This window comes from Agrococcus jejuensis (assembly GCF_007679035.1).
Taxonomy (GTDB): domain Bacteria; phylum Actinomycetota; class Actinomycetes; order Actinomycetales; family Microbacteriaceae; genus Agrococcus; species Agrococcus jejuensis_A.
On sequence record NZ_VEFR01000004.1, the window covers coordinates 53323 to 70348 of the forward strand.

Here is a 17026-nt window from a genome sequence, read left to right on the forward strand (position 1 = left end):
CGCCGTCCGCGTCAGCGCGCGCGGAGGGCGCTGCGCGCCGACCCGTCGGCCGTGACCGGCGCGATGCTCGCCGACAGCTCGAACCGGTCGCCCGGGTAGGTGGAGACCGTGTGCTCGACGACGACGCCGGTGGCGATCGACGTGCGCACGAGCTCGAGCACCGCGTCGCCGGGGGCCAGCTCGAGGATGGCCGCGTCGCCGGGCTTGGCGATGGCGGCGCGGATGCTCTGCCGGCCGGCGTCGAAGCGGATGCCGTGGTCGCGGTCGAGCACCTCGTAGAGCGAGGCGGCGGCGAGGTCGACGTCGAGGATGCCGGGCACCGCGCGCTGCAGCAGCGTCGAGCGCTCGATCGCGAAGGGCGTGCCATCGGCGAGCCGGAGGCGATCGATGCGCACGAGCGGCTCGCCGACGGCGACGCCGAACACCGCCGCGAGCTCGGCGTCGGCCGCGAGGGTCGCGGTGCCGAGCAGCCGCGACGACGGCTCGTGGCCGCGGGCGCGCATGTCCTCGCTGAAGCTCGTGAGCATGAGCGGCAGGCTCACGGCAGGGCGCGACACGAACGTGCCCCGGCCGACCTCGCGGCGCAGCAGCCCCTCGGCCTCGAGCGCATCGAGCGCCTTCCGCGCCGTCATGCGCGAGACGCCCGAGTCGTCGGCGAGCGCTCGCTCGCTCGGCACCGAGGCGCCGATCGGCAGCTCGGCGATCACCGCGCGGAGATGGTCGACGAGGCGCTGGTACTTCGGTCGCGCGTCGGCCATGCCTCGATCCTCGCACCTGCCGCGCTGCCGAGGAGTAGCCTCGACGCCATGCACATGACGTTCGCGACGCCCATCGGGTGGATGGAGGTCGTCGGCGGAGCACCCGCCGACCTCGGGTAGCCGCCTCGGTCGCCCCTCGTCGGCGACCCGCGACTCGAGCCGCTCCTCCCGGAGTGCTGCGACAGCAGCTCGGCTCGCACACCCATCCATCCACGGTCCGCGACCGCGGACCCTCCTCGAACAGGATCGTCATGCAGCCCATCGACGGCGCGCTCGTGCGCGCCACCTTCGTCAACGTCTCCAAGAGGGAGCGCGCGAGCATCCCCGTGCCCGACCTCGACCTCGACTGGTCGCGCCTCGAGTACCTCGGCTGGCGCGACCCGAAGCGGCCGCGCGTCGGCTTCGTCGTCGCCGAGGTGGACGGCGAGCACGTCGGGGTCGCGCTGCAGCGCACCGAGGCGTCGGCCCGCACGCGTCCGCAGTGCTCGTGGTGCGAGGACGTGTCGCTGCCCAACGACGTCGTCTCGTTCAACGCGCGTCGCGCGGGCGATGCCGGTCGCAAGGGCGACTCGGTGTCGACGCTCGTCTGCGCGGCGTTCGAGTGCCCCGTCAACGTGCGCACGCCACCGGCGACGCGGCCGGCCGGGTTCGACGTCGAGACGTCGACCGCCCGCCGCATCGCCGCGCTCGTCGCCCACGTCGAGGGCTTCGTGCGCGTCGTGCGCGACGGCCGCTGAGGCCCTCAGCCGCGGACGCGATCGCGCATCGCAGGCGATCAGGAGTGGCAGAGGGGCATCGTCCCTCCGCCCGCCCTGATCGCCTGCGAGACGCAGCGCCAGCCTCCGTGCCGATTGCGTTTCGCAGGCGATTCCGCCTCTCGAGGGGAATCTTCCCTCGAGAGGCGGAATCGCCTGCAGAACGCAAGCTCCGGCGGATGCGGGCGGGCGCGCGGGCCGCGGAATCCCTACGCGTGCACCGGCTCCGGCGCGATCTCGGCGCGGGTCGGCGACTGGTTCACGCGCATGATCTCCTCCTGGTACGGCGCCACGACCTCGCGCGAGATGCGCAGGTCGAGCAGCAGGAAGCGGCGGGTGGCGGGGTCCTCGGCGGCCCAGGTGTCGAGTCGCTCGAGGTCGGCCATCGTGCGCACGACGACGCCCTCGGCGCCGACGGCCGTCGCGAGGCCGGCGAAGTCGACCTCGGGGATGAGCATGGGCGGCTGCGCGAGGCCCTTGCCGCCGTAGAGCGTGGTCTCGGCGGCGTAGGCGGCGTCGTTCCACACGGTCGCGATGCCGCGCCCGCCGGCGACGCGCACCGCCGACTCGAGGTCGGCGAGCGCCATGAGGCCGCCGCCGTCGCCGGTGGCGAGCACGATGGTCGCGTCGGGGTGCGCGACGGCAGCGCCCGGCACCGACGGGAAGCCGAGGCCGATCGACTGGTACGCCGTGCCGACCATGTGGTGACGGTCGGGGGATGCGACGGGCCAGTGCATGTTCGCCCAGCCGAGGAAGTGGCCACCGTCGGAGACGACGACGCGGTCGGCGGGCAGCAGCTCGGCGATGCGCGCCGCGGCGGTGCGGGGGTCGAGGCGACCGTCGGACGCCTGGCCGTCGCCGCGCTCGCGACCACGCGCCGCGAGGGCGTCGACCGACTCGCGCCAGCCGCTCGGCGTCGCGCCGCGAGCGGCGAGCTCGTCGGCGATCGCGCGCGTCGTCAGCGCGGCGTCGCCGCGGGCGTAGACGTCGACGCGCGCGTTCGTCGCCGACTCGGCGACGTCGACCTGCAGCACGCGGGCATCCTCGGCGAACAGCTCGCCGAACCGCATCGTGAACTGGTTGAGCGACGCCCCGACCACGAGCGCCACGTCGGCGTCGTGCACGAGCGCCATCGCGGCATCCGCCCCGAACCCTCCGGCGACGCCGAGGTCGTGCTCGTCACGCGCGACGAGGCCGCGGCCGAGCGCGCTCGACGTCGTGAGCGCGCCCACGGCATCCGCGATCGCGTCGATCCCCGCGCCCGCGCCGGCGAGCCACGCGCCGCGGCCCGAGAGGATCACGGGGCGCTCGGCACCGGCGAGCGCGTCGACGATCGCGGCGACGTCGGATGCGGCGGGCGGCACGGGCGACGGCAGCGCGAGCGCGCGGAGCTCGGGCAGCGCGCCCGCGTCGGCGGTGGCGACGTCGTAGGGGATCGCGACGACCACGGCGGTGCGGTGCTCGAGGGCGTGCTCGATCGCGTCGGTCGTGGCCCCGGCGGGGTCGCCCACGCCGACGACCCACGTGCGCGCGCCGACGGCGGCGGCGAGCGCCACCTGGTCGACGTCCCACGGGCGGGCGCCCGTCGTGGGCTCGTCGCCGACGACGAGCACGAGCGGCACGCGGGCCTGCACGGCCTCGGCGAGCGGGGTCAGCGTGTTCGTGAAGCCGGCGCCGTACGTCGCGGTGGCGACGGCGAGGCGTCCGGAGGCGCGGTGGTGCACGTCGGCGGCGACGACGCCGCCGGCCTCGTGCCGCACGGCGACGAACGCCATGGCGGTGTCGCGCTCGACGGCGTCGAGCAGGTAGGCGTTGCCGTTGCCCATGACGCCGAAGACGACGTCGGAGTGGGCAGCGAGCGCGTGGGCGACGTGCGCGGAGACGATGGGCATGGAGGGGCCTCTCGAGAGCAGGGACGGATGGATCCGTATGTGTCTCGCCGGCCCGGGCCGCGGGCCCGTCGGTTGCGTGCCCCTTTTCCGAGCACCGGCTGCGCCGTCGCAGCCTGACTGGAGCATGCTACTCCGGCCACGGCTCGCTGCGTCAGGGCGGATCCGGTCGGATGTCGGCGCATGCGCCGCCGAATCCGCGGCAGAGCGCCCTGCCGAGGGCGCATGCCGCTCGGCGCGCCGCTCAGCCGCGGATCCGGCGGGCGGTCACCCGACCCCGGCGACCCCCAGCAGCGATCCGATGCCGTAGGTGATCGCGAGCGCGATCGCGCCGCCGACGATGATGCGCACCGTCGCCGCCTGCCAGGGCGCGCGGCCGAGGCGTGCTCCGATCGCGCCCGTGACGCCGAGCGCGAGCAGCACGACGACGATCGCGACGCCGACGCGCACCTCGATGGGCGAGAGCATGATGGCGGCGAGCGGCAGCGCGCCGCCCACCGTGAATGCGACGAGCGACGCGAACGCCGCGCGCCATGGGCTCACGACGTCGTCCTGGTCGATGCCGAGCTCGAGCGTGAGGTGCGCCCGCAGCGCGTCGCGCTCGGTCTGCCGCGTCGCGACGAGCGTCGCCGACTCCCGGTCGAGGCCCTGGCGCTCCCACAGCTCGATGAGCTCGGCGAGCTCGCCCTCGGGATCCTCGGCCAGCTCGCGCCGCTCGAGCTCGATGAGCGCGCGCTCGCTGTCGCGCTGCGACGACACCGACACGTACTCGCCGAGCGCCATCGAGATGGCGCCGCCCACGAGCGCTGCGACGCCTGCGGTCAGCAGCGGCCCCGACTGCGTCGTGACGCCCGCGACGCCCACGAGCACCGCCGCGACCGACACGATCCCGTCGTTCGCGCCCAGCACGCCGGCGCGCAGCCAGCTCAGCCGGTCGAGCCAGCCACCGTCGTGCGGCTCGTGTCGTGCGTGTCCTTCGCCCATGCGGCGATCCAAGCACGCACGAACGCCGCCGGTCGCGTGCTGCGACCGGCGGCGTCATGTCACGTTCGCATCACGATGTCGCCGGTCGCGGACTGGATGTCGGTGGCCTGTCTGAAGATGAGACGTCCTCATTGCACTCGAACGACTGGTCAGTTCATGACGTACGTCCCTTCACAGCCCATGCAGCAGTTCGCCCCGACGCCGCAGGCGCCGCGACGCGTGGACGGCATGGCCCTCGCGAGCGGCATCGTCGCTGGCGTCGCGCTCCTGTCGTCGTTCACGCACGTCACCGCGTTCCTGACGTGGATCCCGGCTGGCATCGCCATCGTGCTCGCGGTCATCGCTCTCGTGAAGCGCGCGCAACCGAGGTGGCTGCCCATCACCGCCATCGTGGTCGCGCCGCTCGCCTGGCTCATCGCGATCGTGGTCGCGGTCTCGGGCATCGCGCTGCTCGCCTCAGGAGCGAGCGAGGCTGCCCCGACGGTCGCAGCGCCGACGTCGCAGGAACCTGAGCCGGTCGCGGTCGCAGAGTCGTCGCCGAGCCAGGAGCCGGTCGCCGACGTGACGCCCGAGCCGACGCCGACGCAGCAGCCGGTCGCAGAGCCCGCGCCCGTCGTCGAGGACGATGGCACCGGCTTCGTCGGCGAGACGCTCACGAACGAGGACAACATCTCCTTCACCGTCACCGGCGCGCGCTGTGGCATCCCGTACGTCGGCGACCAGTACTTCGGCGATGCCGCGCTCGGTCAGTTCTGCGAGGTGACGGGAACGATCGCCAACTGGAGCGATGACGCGATCTACCTCTACGGGGGAGACTTCGCTGGCCAGATCGCTGGCGCCGAGTACGAGGCCTCGTCGCAGACGCTCATCGCTGGGTCGCGCTTCGGCATGGACGTCAATCCCGGCCTCACCGTCGACGTGGTGCTGTACTACGACGTGCCAGCGACGACCAACCTCGAGCACGTCTCGTACTCGGACTCCTGGAGCTTCTTCACCAGCGAGCTGCGCTTCTGGGTCGGCTAGGCACGCAAGCACGCACGAACGCCGCCGGTCGCGTGCTGCGACCGGCGGCGTCATGCGTGGCGGAGCGGGCTACCAGATGACGCCGCCGCCGATCGAGATGCCGCCCCACGTGAGGGCGATGAAGATCGCGGCGAACACGACGGGCGCGATGCCCTTGCCGCCGCGGGCGAGGCCCTTGAACAGGGCGATGACGCCGAGGATCGCGGCGACGATCGACAGGCCTCCGCCGAGGATGAGGCCGATGAAGAGCGGGATGGGCATGAGCAGGAGCCCCGCGAGCCCGATCCAGAAGGCGAACCAGGCCGTGGGGTTCGCACGGCGAGCGGAGGTGGTGGTCATGCCTCCATCGTGGGCCGCCAACCTTGGTCGGAGCCTGGGATCCGCGGCCGGTTCGCGCAGGGCGCAGCGGCGCCGAGCGACCGCGGAGCGCGTCAGCTCGACGTCGAGATGACGATCGGCACGCTCGTGGCCACGATCATCGCGACCTGCATCGCCTCGACGGCCTTGCGCACGACGTCGCTCGACCACGAGCCGAGCGCGAGCTGGTCGGCGCGCGCCTGCAGGGCCTTGGCGTCGAGGTCGGCGAACACCTTCGGCAGCACCTTCGCGCCGTGCAGGATCGCGAGGGCGGCGACGAGGTGCTCGTCGGCGGCGGTCGGCTCCTCGCCCTGCAGCAGCGCGCGGGCTCGCGCCTGCATCGCATCCTCGCGCTCGGTGCGGGCACCGCGCTCCCACCGCTCCGACCAGGCGATGCCCAGCCACCTCGTCTCCGAGTGGGCGAGCGCACCCTCGGCGACGAGCTCGCCGAGCAGCTCGGCCCGCAGCCGCGCTGCCGCCGACCTCGTGCCGCCCCAGCCGACGACGCGCGCGAGCGCATCCTTCGGCGTGCGCCCCTCGGCGTGCTCGACGAATGCCTCGAGCACGGGCTCGACGACCGCGGTGGACGCGACGAAGCTGCCGGGCTTCGCGGCCGTGGTCTCGCCCGCCTCCGCGAGCCGCAGCCGGCCGCGCACCACGAGCTCGGCGAGTCCGGCGCCGCCGAGCGTCTGCAGCAGCGTCGTGCCGTCGAGCACGGGCTTGCCGGATGCGTCGTCGAGCGCCAGCAGCAGCACGGTCTCGGGGATGGTCGCCTGGATGTCCATGGCTGCGACGCTACGCAGCGGCCGTCGGGCGCGCATCCGCCGCGGGGTGGACGCCGCGCGACGGATGCCGGACTCCGGCGGCTGCGTGGTGCGTGTCGGGTGCGCACGCAGCCCGCGGCCCGCCATCTGCGCGCCTTCGCGCACCCGATCCGCCACTCCAGGTCGACACGGGGTGAACGGATGGTGAATGATCGGGGTCGATGCAGGAGCTCGCGATCCTCGTGATCGTCGTGCTCGTGGCCCTGGCGTTCGACTTCACGAACGGCTTCCACGACACGGCGAACGCCATGGCACCCTCGGTGGCGACCGGTGCCTTGAAGCCCAAGGTGGCCGTGGCGCTGTCGGCGTCCCTCAACCTCGTCGGCGCGATGCTGTCGATCGAGGTGGCGCGCACCGTCGGATCCGGCATCGTCGACCTCACGGGCGTCGACGGCGAGTCGTTGATGCTCATCGTGCTGTGCGGACTCACCGGCGCGATCATCTGGAACGTGCTGACGTGGCTGTTCGGCCTGCCGTCGTCGTCGAGCCACTCGCTGTTCGGCGGCCTCATCGGCGCGACGATCGCGGCGCTCGGCGTCACGGGCGTGCTGTGGGGCGGCGTCGCGCAGAAGATCCTCATCCCCGCGCTGCTCGCCCCGGTCATCGCCGGCCTCGTCGCGTTCACGGGCACGTGGCTCGTGCACAAGGTCACGCGCCGCATCTCGACGCGCACCGAGCAGCGCGGCTTCCGCTGGGGCCAGATCGGCGCCGCATCGCTCATGTCGCTCGCCCACGGCACGAACGACGCGCAGAAGACGATGGGCGTCATCTTCCTCGCGCTCGTCGCGCACGGCTCGCTCGACCCCGACGCCGACATGCCGCTGTGGATCCGCATCGTCTGCGCGATGGCGATCGCCGCCGGCACCTACATGGGCGGCTGGCGCGTCATCCGCACGCTCGGCAAGGGCATCGTCGACATCTCGCCCCGCCAGGGCATGTCGGCCGACTTCTCGAGCGCGTCGATCATCCTCACCTCCTCGCACCTCGGCCTCCCGCTGTCGACGACGCACGTCGCGTCGGGCTCGGTCATCGGCTCGGGCATGGCCCGCACGGATGCGACGGTGCGCTGGTCGGTGGCCCGCAAGATGCTCCTCGCCTGGATCGTCACCCTGCCGGCCGCCGGCGCCGTCGGCGCGGTCTGCTTCCTCGTCGCCGGGCTGTTCGGCCACCTGGTCGGCTCCATCGTCATCACCGCGGTGCTCATCGTCGCGTGCGCCGCGATGTGGCTGCGCTCGCGACAGAGCCACGTCGACCACGCCAACGTGGGCGCCGAGTGGGATGCGATGCCCAAGGAGGAGCGCAAGGAGGCCAAGCGCGAGCGCAAGAAGGCGATCGACCGCGAGCTGTCGACGGTCGCGTCGGGCATCGCGCCAGTCGCGAAGCCGCGCAAGCGTCGCGGCCGCAAGGACGGTGCGTGATGTTCGACCTCTCGGCCCTGCTCGTCTCCATCGTCTCGGTGCTCGTCGTCGGCGTGCTGCTCGGCGCGGGCATCCCCACGATCTACGCGCTCGGCGCGCGCCAGCTCGAGCAGTCGGCGCCCCGCAACCGCGTGCTCGGCTGGACGGCCATGGCGGTCTGCGTGCTGCTCGCGGCCATGGGCATCGTGCTCATCGTCTTCGGCAAGGCGCTCTTCGGCATCTGACGCGCGCTCGCGCTCGGCGCCGTCGACGCACGGGCATCCGTTGCGAGGTGCGCCTCTCCTGTCGGGGTGCGGCTCTCCGCGCACCTCAGCAGGAGAGCCGCACCTCGCAACGAGAGCCGCACCTCGCAACGAGAGCCGCACCTCGCAACGAGAGCCGCACCTCGCAACCAGAGCCGCACCTCGCAACCAGAGCCGCACCTCGCAACGGCGGGGGAGACAGCGGCAACCGGCTCCCGCGCGCACGGCGGATGCGGGATGCTGAGAGCATGACCTCCGCGCTGCACATCACGGGCGACGACGCCGCCGACCGACTGCTCTCCGTCGACCCGTTCGCGCTGCTCACGGGCATGCTGCTCGACCAGCAGATCACGATGGAGGCGGCGTTCGCGGGCCCCGCGAAGCTGCACGATCGCATCGGCGACCTCGACCCGGCGCGCATCGCGGGCATGGAGGAGGACGCGTTCAAGGAGGTCATGGCCGAGAAGCCCGCCGTGCACCGCTTCCCCGGCTCGATGGCCGCTCGCGTGCAGGACCTCGCTCGCGCGGTCGTCGACGACTGGGGCGGCGACGCCGCCGCGATCTGGACGCGTGACGCCCCCGACGGCGCCGAGGTGCTGCGCCGGCTCAAGGCGCTGCCGGGGTTCGGCGACCAGAAGGCGCGCATCTTCCTCGCCCTGCTCGGCAAGCAGCGCGGCTTCGACGGCGCGGGCTGGCGGGATGCGGCGGGCGCGTACGGCGAGGAGGGCGCGTACCGATCGGTGGCCGACATCGTGGATGCCGACTCCCTCAAGCAGGTGCGTGCGACGAAGCAGGCGGCCAAGGCAGCGGCGAAGGCCGCGAAGGCGTGAGCGCCGAGGAGTCGGCGACCTCGTCCGAGCCTGCACCGGTCGTCTCGCTCGTGCCGTCGGCACCCTCCAGCGAGCCCGCCACCCACGAGACGCAGGATGCGGTCGTCGTGCCGCATCCGTCGTCCGCGCCATCGATGGTGATCGTGCCCGGCAGGCACCACCTGCTCACCGACTTCCAGGTGCGGGCGCTGCGGCGCATCCTCCGCGGCGAGGAGCGCGACGAGGCGGGCGTGCCGATCGTGATGGCGCCGAACGCCGTGGTCGTGTGGGCCGTGACGAGCGCGAACCAGGCGTCGACCAGGCGCAACCCGTTCCCCGGCCATCGGCGCGAGGCGGCGATCGAGATCCTGGCGCACGTCGAGCGCATCCCCTCGGTCGTCGTGCCGATCGTCGACGTGCCGCCGACGGATCGCTTCGCCGAGCTCACGCTCAAGGCCGTCGAGCACGCCACCGCGAGCCGGCTCGTGCCGACGCCGCAGACGGCGGTCGTCGCCTGCTCGACGGAGGCGGTGGCCGCGATGTACCGCGACCTCGGCTATCGCATCGCGCCGCTCGAGGCGGGCACGGATGCCGTGCCGCCGTGGGCGCATCTCGACGCGCTCGCGACGTCGCTGCCGGGCGACGACGCCTGGCGCGAGGGCGTGCACGCGGCGAGCCTCGGCATCGTCGACCGCTACGCGCTCGACGAGCTCGCGCGCATGATCGCCGCCGACCCCGTCGTCGGCGACGAGGGCGGGCTCACCGAGACCCGCGACTACCGCTCGTACATGCGCTCGTTCGAGGATGCGGCGCCGCGCAAGTGGGCGCAGGCGCGGCCGTTCGTCGTGCCGGGTCGCGTCGTCGACGTGGGATGCGCGACGGGCGGCATGCTCGAGCTCGCGGCGCGCGAGCCGGCGCTCGCCGAGTCCGACCTCATCGGCATCGAGGTGGCAGCGCCGCTCTTCGCCGAGTGCGTGCACAAGCTCGCCCAGGGCGCGTTCGCGAACCCGAGCACGTACTTCTACCGGCGCAACATCATGGCCGGATCGCTGTTCCCCGACCGCTCGATCGCGACGACGCTCACGTTCGCGCTCACGCACGAGATCGTGTCGTACGGCGAGGGGCTGCCGTCGCTCGAGCGCTTCGCGGAGGCGATCGCGGCGCACACGCAGCCGGGCGGCGTGTGGATCAACTCCGACGTGTGCGGCCCGGCCGACCTCGCGAGGCCCGTGCTGCTGCGATTCGCGGACGGCGACGTGCGCACGCCCGCCGTCGCGCTCTCGGGGTCGAACGACGAGGTGGCCGCCGTGCTCGATGCGCTGCCCGTCGGCTCGCGCGTCGCGCAGTTCGCGCAGGACTTCCGCGCTGCATCGGGCAGCCCGTGGCCGTACGAGGTCGTCGACGAGCGCACGATCTCGCTGCGCCAGGGCGACGCGATGGAGCTCATGACGAAGGTGCACTACACGGGCAACTGGCTGTCCGAGATGCACGAGCGCTTCTGCGCGCTGTCGTGGTCGGACTGGGTCGCGCTCGTCGAGCGCGCCGGTCTCGAGGTCGACGAGCGGTCGGGTGCGTGGCGCAACGAGTGGATGGTCGAGCACCGCTTCGCGCCCGACGCGACCCTGCTCGACCCCTCGGGCGACCCCATCCCGTGGCCCGACACCCACGTGCTCATGGTCGCCCGCCGTCCCCATTGAATCCTTCTGTGGTTTTCGGCCACTTTTGATGTCACAAGTGGCCGACAACCACTCAAGGATTCGCGGAGTCGAGGGTTTCGGCCCGATGTGACCTCGCATCGGGCCGAAGACCTCAGCTCTGCGCTCGCGTGAGCGGCGGATGCAGGGTCTCGGTCGGGCCGCGGCGGAAGAGGCGCGCGGGGCGGCCGGCACCCTCGGCGATCGTGCCGCCCGTGGGCTCGACGAAGCCGGGCGTGCCCGTGACCTTGCGGTGGAAGTTGCGCGGGTCGATCGCGACGCCCCACACCGCCTCGTAGACGGCGCGCAGCTGGGCGACGGTGAACTCGGGCGGGCAGAACGCGGCGGCGAGCGACGAGTACTCGAGCTTCGCCCGCGCGCGCTCGAGGCCGTCGGCGACGATCGCGGCGTGGTCGAACGCGAGCGCGACGTCGCCGGCGACGACGGCATCCATCGGCCACCAGCGCGCGCCGGCGGCGTCGGATCCGGCGGCGGGCTCGTCGAGGTCGGGCGCGAGCGCGAGCCACGCGACCGTCACGACGTGGCCGCGCGGGTCACGGCCCGGGGCGCCGTACGTGCGCAGCTGCTCGAGGTGGATGCCCTGCGCGACGCCCGTCTCCTCGGCGAGCTCGCGATGCGCGGCGGCGTCGAGGTCCTCGTCGGCGAGCACGAAGCCGCCCGGCAGCGCCCAGGCGCCGGCGAAGGGATCGATGCCGCGCTCGACGAGCAGCACGTGCAGCGCGCGGTCGCGGATCGTGAGCACGACGAGGTCGACGGTCACGCTCGCGGCGGGAAGGCGGGGCACGACGGCAGCCTAGCGATCTCGTCACCTTGACGACAACCCGCCCGCGGGGTTATCGTCGTAGTGACGACAAACCACGACGACCGAGGAGGACGCCATGGCCACCATCACCCGCTTCCCGTGCATCCGTCACTGCAGCACCGGACCGACCGTCTACGTGCAGCACCGCGCGAAGGGCGCCGTGCGTCACGCGGGCCCGGGCCAGGCGTTCTGGTTCCGCGCCATCGATGCGACGATCAGCGAGGTGCCGCTCGACGACCGCGACCTGCCCGTGCTCGTCACGCTGCGCGCCGCCGACCTGCAGCAGCTCACGGCGCCCGCGACCGTCACGTACCGCGTCGCCGACCCCGAGCTCGCCGCCCGACGCGTCGACTTCTCGATCGACCTGGCCATGGGCCTGTGGCTCGAGCAGCCGCTCGAGGCCATCGCCGCGATGCTGCACGGCGCCACCGCGGCAGCGGTCGTCGCGCTGCTCGCGCCCGAGCCGCTCGAGCAGGCGCTGCGCGCCGACCCCACCGAGCTCGGCCGCCGCGTCACGGCAGCGCTGGTCGCGGACGCACGCATCGCCGACCTCGGGCTCGAGATCGTCGGCGTGCGGTTCGGCCTCCTGCGGCCCGAGCCCGAGGTCGAGCGCGCGATGCAGACCCCCGCACGCGAGCGCATCCAGGAGGACGCCGACAAGGCGACCTTCGCGCGCCGCGCGCTCGCGGTCGAGCGCGAGGCGGCGATCGGCGAGAACGAGCTCGCGAACCAGATCGAGCTCGCCCGCAGGCAGGAGGAGCTCATCGCGCGCCGCGGTGCCAACGCTCGGCGCGAGGCCGGCGAGGCCGCAGCGGCTGGTGCGATCGCGGCGGATGCGGATGCGGCGAAGGTGCGCACGGTCGCCGAGGCGCGGGCGGATGCCGACCGTGCGCTCGGCGAGGCGAAGGCCGTGGGGGAGCGGGCCCGGCTCGACGCCTACCGCGACGTGCGGCCCGAGGTGCTCACGGCGCTCGCGCTGCAGCAGCTCGCGGCGAACATGCCGAGCATCGAGCGCCTCACGGTGACGCCCGACCTGCTCACCGACGTGCTCGGCGGCCTGCTGGGTGGCGGCACGACGGCAGGCGCGCCGGCCCCGGTGCTCGCGACGGAGCGCTGACGTGGCCGCCCCTCGCGTCGTGGTCGTGCGTCGCGCGACCGAGCGTGACGAGCTCATCGCGGCGCACGGCACGATCGGGCAGGCGAGCTTCTTCCTGCAGACGCGCGGGCAGTCGCTCGAGCCCGTCGAGCAGCGGCACGCGGCGACGACGGCGGCGCTCGACGCCGTGGCCGTCGCGGTGCCGGCGGACTGGCGCCGCGCATCCGTGGAGCGCGCCGAGCTCGCCCGGTTCGTGTTCGAGCCCGCCGACGTCGTGGTGGTCGTCGGGCAGGACGGCCTCGTCGCCAACGTCGCGAAGTACCTCGACGGGCAGCCGGTGGTCGGCATCGATCCGCTGCCCGGGGCGAACGCGGGCGTGCTCGTGCCGCACGCGCCCGCCGACGCCGCGCGGCTCATCCGCGCCGCCGCCGCAGGGTCGGCGGAGGTCGACGAGCGCGCGATGGTCGAGGTGCGCGTCGACGACGGGCAGTCGCTCGTCGCCCTCAACGAGGTCTTCGTGGGCCAGGTCGGCCACCAGTCGGCGCGCTACGCGCTCGAGGTGGGCAGCGAGGTCGAGCGCCAGTCGTCGTCGGGCGTCATCGTGTCGACCGGGACGGGCGCGAGCGGCTGGTGCCGATCGATCGCGCGCATCCAGGCGCCCGCGCTCGCGCTGCCCGCGCCGACCGAGCGGGCGCTCGCGTGGTTCGCGCGGGAGCCGTGGCCGAGCCCCTCGACCGGCGCCGACCTCGTCGCCGGACGGCTCGAGGGGGATGCGGCGCTCGCGCTGCGCGTGGAGTCGGACGCGCTCGTCGCGTTCGGCGACGGCATCGAGGCCGACCGCCTGGCGCTGTCGTGGGGCCAGCGCGTGGAGCTGCGCGTGGCGTCCCGCACCCTTCGCACGGTCCGCTGACCATCGGCCACCGACCGTCTGAGGTTTTCGGCCCCTTCTGACATCAGAAGGGGCCGAGAACCTCAGATCGTCGGTCTGACTCGACAGGATGCATGCATGCGTTATATAATGGATGCATGGAAACGCAGGAGGTCGTGCGCCTGAGCGCCGCGCTCGAGCGCATCGCTCGGCTCGTGCGCGCCGCCGAGCTGCCCGGCGAGCTCTCGTCGGTCGCCGCCTCGACGCTCTACGCGCTCGCGACCGAGGGGCCGACGCGCCTCACGCTGCTCGCGGCCGCCGAGCACGTGACGCAGCCCGCGATGACGCAGCTCGTGCGCCGCCTCGAGCGCGAGGGGCTCGTCGAGCGCCGCGACGATCCGAGCGACGGTCGTGCCGTGCTCGTCACGATCACGGATGCGGGCGTCGCGCTGAGCGCCGAGCGCCGCGCCGCCCGCGCCGACGCGCTCGGTGCCGTGCTCGACGAGCTGGGTCCCGGCGAGCGCGACGCGCTCGCCGCCGCCGTGCCCGCGCTCGAGCACCTTGCCGCAGCGCCGGCTCCCGTCGGCGCCCGCACCTCCGCATCCACCACCGCGCGGTAGCCCCCAGCCACCGCATCCACGCCCCGGCGCCTCTCGCGACGCCGTCGCACGTCACGAGAGAGGACACCCGTCCATGCCCACCAGCACGTCACCGGCACCCGCGGACGCCCACGCGAAGCCCAGCATCCTGCACCAGCCGAAGGCCGTCTGGGCCGTCGCGTTCGCGTGCGTCATCTCGTTCATGGGCATCGGCTTCGTCGACCCGATCCTCCCGGCGATCGGCGAGCAGATGCACGCGAGCCACGCGGAGGTCGAGCTGCTGTTCACGAGCTACCTGCTCGTCACGGCCGTCGCGATGCTCGGCACCGGCTGGGTGTCGAGCCGCATCGGCGGCAAGCGCACGCTCATCCTCGGCCTCGTCATCATCGTCGCGTTCGCGGCGCTCGCGAGCCTCTCGCCGTCGATCGGCGCCATGGTCGGCTTCCGCGCCGGCTGGGGTCTCGGCAACGCCCTCTTCATCGCGACGAGCCTCGCCGTCATCGTCGGCTCGGCCACGGGCGGCGTGCCCGGCGCCATCGCGATCTACGAGGCGGCGATGGGCATCGGCATCGCCGTGGGCCCGCTGCTCGGCGGCATCCTCGGCTCCGCGGGCTGGCAGTGGCCGTTCCTGGGCGTCTCGGTCCTCATGCTCGTCGGCCTCGTCGGCACGATCCTGTTCGTGCCCAACGCCCCGACCACCGCGCGCCGGCTGCCGCTCAGCGCGCCGATCAAGGCGCTGCGCCACCGCGGCCTGCTCATCCTCAGCCTCGTCGCGCTGCTCTACAACTGGGCGTTCTTCACCGTGCTGGCCTACGCGCCACTCATCCTCGGCTTCGACGCCATCGCGCTCGGAATGGTGTTCTTCGGATGGGGTCTGCTCGTCGCGCTGTTCGCGGTCGTGGTCGCGCCGCGTCTCGAGCGCCGCTTCGGCCTCGTGCCCGTGCTCATCGGCGCGTTCGTGCTCATGGCCCTCGACCTCGCGGCGATGGCGATCTTCACCGACGTCGGCGCCGTGCTCGTCGCGACGATCATCGTGTCGGGCATCTGCTCGGGCCTCAACAACACGCTCGTGACGCAGGCAGTCATGCAGGTGGCGCCGGTCGAGCGCCCCGTGGCCAGCGCCTCGTACTCGTTCGTGCGCTTCTTCGGCGGCGGCCTCGCCCCGTTCGTCGCCGGCGTCGTCGGCACCGCGGTGAGCATCCACGTGCCGTTCTGGATCGCGGTCGTCGCGATCGCGGGCGCGGTCGTGCTGCTCGTCGCGTCGGGCCACCGGATCTCGGATGCGGTCGCCGCGGCCGAGGCCGCCGACGAGCAGGTGCTGCCGACCGCCGCGGGCGACGCGCCGGCCGAGCCCGTGGTGCTCGTGGACGACGCGCTCGACGAGGATGCGTCGGCGATCCGCGCCGCCGAGCGGCAGCAGGATCAGCAGCCCGCGCACCGCTGATCGCAGGCGCGTGGCACGCGCTGCACCGAGCCGCAAGCCCCGTCGAGGGGCTTGCGGCTCGTCGCACGAGAGGCGCACCGTGGACATGAGGACGCGGGCGAGGGGAGTGTGGCGATGCGATCGATCATGTACGCGGGACAGGCGGTCACGTCGTCGGACCGCGTGGCCATCGAGCTGCTCTCCTACGCGAAGTCCCTCGCGACGCACGGCACCGTCGACGTCGTGTCGATCCCGATCGTCGGTGCCACCGGGGCCGATTCGTGCGACCTGCTGGTCGGCTCCGGCATCGCCATCGCGGTGGGGCCGGCGGCCGATCCGCTCGCCGACGTCGTGGGCGCCGACCTCGCCATCGACGACCTGCGGGAGCGCCAGGCGAGGCTCGTCGGCCCCGGCTTCGGCGCAGCGTGACGCCGACCTCGACGCGCGGCGGCGTGCCCGAGTAGCGTCGACTTCCGACGAAGGAGGTCGACGTGGGTGATCTGTACTACGGAGCCGCGCGCACGAGGGTGCACATGGACGACCACACGCTCGCGCACGTGAGCGCCGTCATCACCGCGAAGCTGCGTCGCAGCGAGCCGTTCCTGCTGTCGTGGCTCGATGCCGACGCGATCGGCGACGGCCGGTCGTCGGTGTGGATCCACCAGGCCTGCGACCTGCACTACAAGTACGAGGCCGCCGAGCACGTCGACCTCGATCGCGGGCTGCTCGAGCGCATGTCGCGGGCGTCGTCGGCGCCGCAGGGGCTGCTCATCGACGAGGCGACGATGCTCGAGCCGGCCGAGGACGCCGCCGAGGCGTAGGAGGCGACGCGACGGCTCGTCGTGGGCCCCCGTCAGACCGGCACATCGACGAGCGGCTGGTCGTCGGCGTCGGCGACGCGCACGAGCAGCACGCGATCCCAGTCGGCGACGGCCTCGGGCGTCCACCATGTGCCCGACGCGCTCCGCAGCGTGGCGCGCACGCGGAGATCCTCGGGATCGCCGACGCGAGCCTCGTCGAGGGCGAGCGCGAACGCCGTAGGTGGCGAGCCCTCGATGGCGGTGGCTGCGACGACGGTCGAGCGATCGAGCACCTCGACCGTGAGGATGGAGTCGGACGGCAGCAGCATCCGCTCTCGCATCCATGCCTCGCCGGAGATCGTCGTGATGGCCATGCCGGGAGCGTAGTCGGACGTGCGCTGGCGGGCCGTCGGGGCTGGCCGCATCCGCCGTCGTCGAGTCCGGGGATCCTTCGATGATCGAAGGACATCGCCATCGCGGGAGAACGGGAGGTTCGGAATCCGCGGACACGCGGATTGCGACACGCCGGAATCCAGGCCGCGACACGCCGAGACTCGCTGACATTCACAGAATCGGTGGTGACGAATCTTCAACGCCAGATAGGTTCCCGCTTGGTGCGATGTACCCCGATCGAGGATCGTTCGGGGTGCACGGACCGATGTCC

At 73.1% G+C, this 17026-nt stretch carries 19 protein-coding genes; 12 read left to right on the plus strand and 7 right to left on the minus strand.

Going from position 1 to position 17026, the window contains the following annotated elements; genetic code table 11:
- Positions 1-11: 11 nt before the first annotated feature.
- The gene (locus FS793_RS12610; protein WP_186329504.1) at positions 12-758 is read right to left on the minus strand and encodes a GntR family transcriptional regulator; all 747 of its coding nucleotides are present in this window, start codon (positions 756-758) and stop codon (positions 12-14) included.
- 251 nt (positions 759-1009) lie between these two features.
- Here FS793_RS12610 and FS793_RS12615 point away from each other — a divergent pair, with 251 nt between their 5' ends.
- Positions 1010-1495, plus strand: coding sequence for an FBP domain-containing protein (locus tag FS793_RS12615; RefSeq protein WP_144720867.1), 486 nt, complete (start codon positions 1010-1012; stop codon positions 1493-1495).
- A gap of 227 nt (positions 1496-1722) precedes the next feature.
- Here FS793_RS12615 and FS793_RS12620 read toward each other — a convergent pair whose 3' ends face one another.
- Positions 1723-3405, minus strand: a complete 1683-nt coding sequence (locus tag FS793_RS12620; RefSeq protein ID WP_144720868.1) for a thiamine pyrophosphate-binding protein — start codon at positions 3403-3405, stop codon at positions 1723-1725.
- 264 nt (positions 3406-3669) lie between these two features.
- Positions 3670-4386, minus strand: coding sequence for a VIT1/CCC1 transporter family protein (locus FS793_RS12625; protein ID WP_144720869.1), 717 nt, complete (start codon positions 4384-4386; stop codon positions 3670-3672).
- Between the two features lie 180 nt (positions 4387-4566).
- Here FS793_RS12625 and FS793_RS12630 point away from each other — a divergent pair, with 180 nt between their 5' ends.
- Positions 4567-5409: a DUF4352 domain-containing protein gene (locus FS793_RS12630; RefSeq protein ID WP_186329505.1), complete on the plus strand. Its 843-nt coding sequence runs from the start codon at positions 4567-4569 to the stop codon at positions 5407-5409.
- A 69-nt stretch (positions 5410-5478) separates the two neighbouring features.
- Here the strand turns inward: FS793_RS12630 and FS793_RS12635 are convergent, their stop codons facing one another.
- Both FS793_RS12635 and FS793_RS12640 read right to left on the minus strand, forming a co-directional pair.
- Positions 5479-5748 carry a hypothetical protein gene (locus FS793_RS12635; RefSeq protein ID WP_144720871.1) on the minus strand — a complete coding sequence of 90 codons (270 nt, stop codon included), beginning with the start codon at positions 5746-5748 and terminating at the stop codon, positions 5479-5481.
- Positions 5749-5840: 92 nt separating this feature from the next.
- On the minus strand, positions 5841-6551 hold the full coding sequence (locus FS793_RS12640) for a GOLPH3/VPS74 family protein (RefSeq protein WP_186329506.1): 711 nt from the start codon (positions 6549-6551) through the stop codon (positions 5841-5843).
- Positions 6552-6751: 200 nt separating this feature from the next.
- On the opposite strand from FS793_RS12640, the gene FS793_RS12645 reads away from it, so the two are divergent.
- The 4 genes from FS793_RS12645 (at position 6752) to FS793_RS12660 (ending at position 10756) form a co-directional block, all read left to right on the plus strand.
- Entirely contained in the window at positions 6752-8008 is a 1257-nt protein-coding gene (locus FS793_RS12645; protein ID WP_144720873.1) for an inorganic phosphate transporter, read from the plus strand.
- Positions 8005-8232: a hypothetical protein gene (locus FS793_RS12650; RefSeq protein ID WP_144720874.1), complete on the plus strand. Its 228-nt coding sequence runs from the start codon at positions 8005-8007 to the stop codon at positions 8230-8232. Before FS793_RS12645 ends, FS793_RS12650 begins: the two co-directional genes overlap by 4 nt.
- Before the next feature lie 266 nt (positions 8233-8498).
- Positions 8499-9080, plus strand: coding sequence for an HhH-GPD-type base excision DNA repair protein (locus FS793_RS12655; protein ID WP_144720875.1), 582 nt, complete (start codon positions 8499-8501; stop codon positions 9078-9080).
- Positions 9077-10756, plus strand: coding sequence for a class I SAM-dependent methyltransferase (locus FS793_RS12660; protein ID WP_260980160.1), 1680 nt, complete (start codon positions 9077-9079; stop codon positions 10754-10756). The genes FS793_RS12655 and FS793_RS12660 overlap by 4 nt, the downstream gene beginning before the upstream one ends.
- Before the next feature lie 112 nt (positions 10757-10868).
- Here FS793_RS12660 and FS793_RS12665 read toward each other — a convergent pair whose 3' ends face one another.
- Entirely contained in the window at positions 10869-11558 is a 690-nt protein-coding gene (locus FS793_RS12665; protein ID WP_144720876.1) for an NUDIX hydrolase, read from the minus strand.
- Between the two features lie 94 nt (positions 11559-11652).
- Between FS793_RS12665 and FS793_RS12670 the strand changes: the two genes are divergently transcribed.
- The 6 genes from FS793_RS12670 (at position 11653) to FS793_RS12695 (ending at position 16383) form a co-directional block, all read left to right on the plus strand.
- Complete coding sequence (locus FS793_RS12670) at positions 11653-12693, plus strand: SPFH domain-containing protein (protein WP_144720877.1); 1041 nt, start codon at positions 11653-11655, stop codon at positions 12691-12693.
- Between the two features lies 1 nt (position 12694).
- Positions 12695-13582 carry an NAD(+)/NADH kinase gene (locus FS793_RS12675; RefSeq protein ID WP_144720878.1) on the plus strand — a complete coding sequence of 296 codons (888 nt, stop codon included), beginning with the start codon at positions 12695-12697 and terminating at the stop codon, positions 13580-13582.
- 116 nt (positions 13583-13698) lie between these two features.
- Positions 13699-14160: a MarR family winged helix-turn-helix transcriptional regulator gene (locus FS793_RS12680; RefSeq protein WP_144720879.1), complete on the plus strand. Its 462-nt coding sequence runs from the start codon at positions 13699-13701 to the stop codon at positions 14158-14160.
- 73 nt (positions 14161-14233) lie between these two features.
- Positions 14234-15583 (plus strand): MFS transporter, encoded by a 1350-nt coding sequence (locus FS793_RS12685; protein WP_144720880.1) that lies wholly within the window; start codon positions 14234-14236, stop codon positions 15581-15583.
- 114 nt (positions 15584-15697) lie between these two features.
- Positions 15698-15991: a hypothetical protein gene (locus FS793_RS12690; RefSeq protein ID WP_144720881.1), complete on the plus strand. Its 294-nt coding sequence runs from the start codon at positions 15698-15700 to the stop codon at positions 15989-15991.
- Positions 15992-16053: 62 nt separating this feature from the next.
- On the plus strand, positions 16054-16383 hold the full coding sequence (locus FS793_RS12695) for a DUF7882 family protein (RefSeq protein ID WP_144720882.1): 330 nt from the start codon (positions 16054-16056) through the stop codon (positions 16381-16383).
- 32 nt (positions 16384-16415) lie between these two features.
- Here FS793_RS12695 and FS793_RS16285 read toward each other — a convergent pair whose 3' ends face one another.
- Positions 16416-16736 (minus strand): YbaY family lipoprotein, encoded by a 321-nt coding sequence (locus tag FS793_RS16285; RefSeq protein WP_186329507.1) that lies wholly within the window; start codon positions 16734-16736, stop codon positions 16416-16418.
- Between the last annotated feature and the right edge of the window lie 290 nt (positions 16737-17026).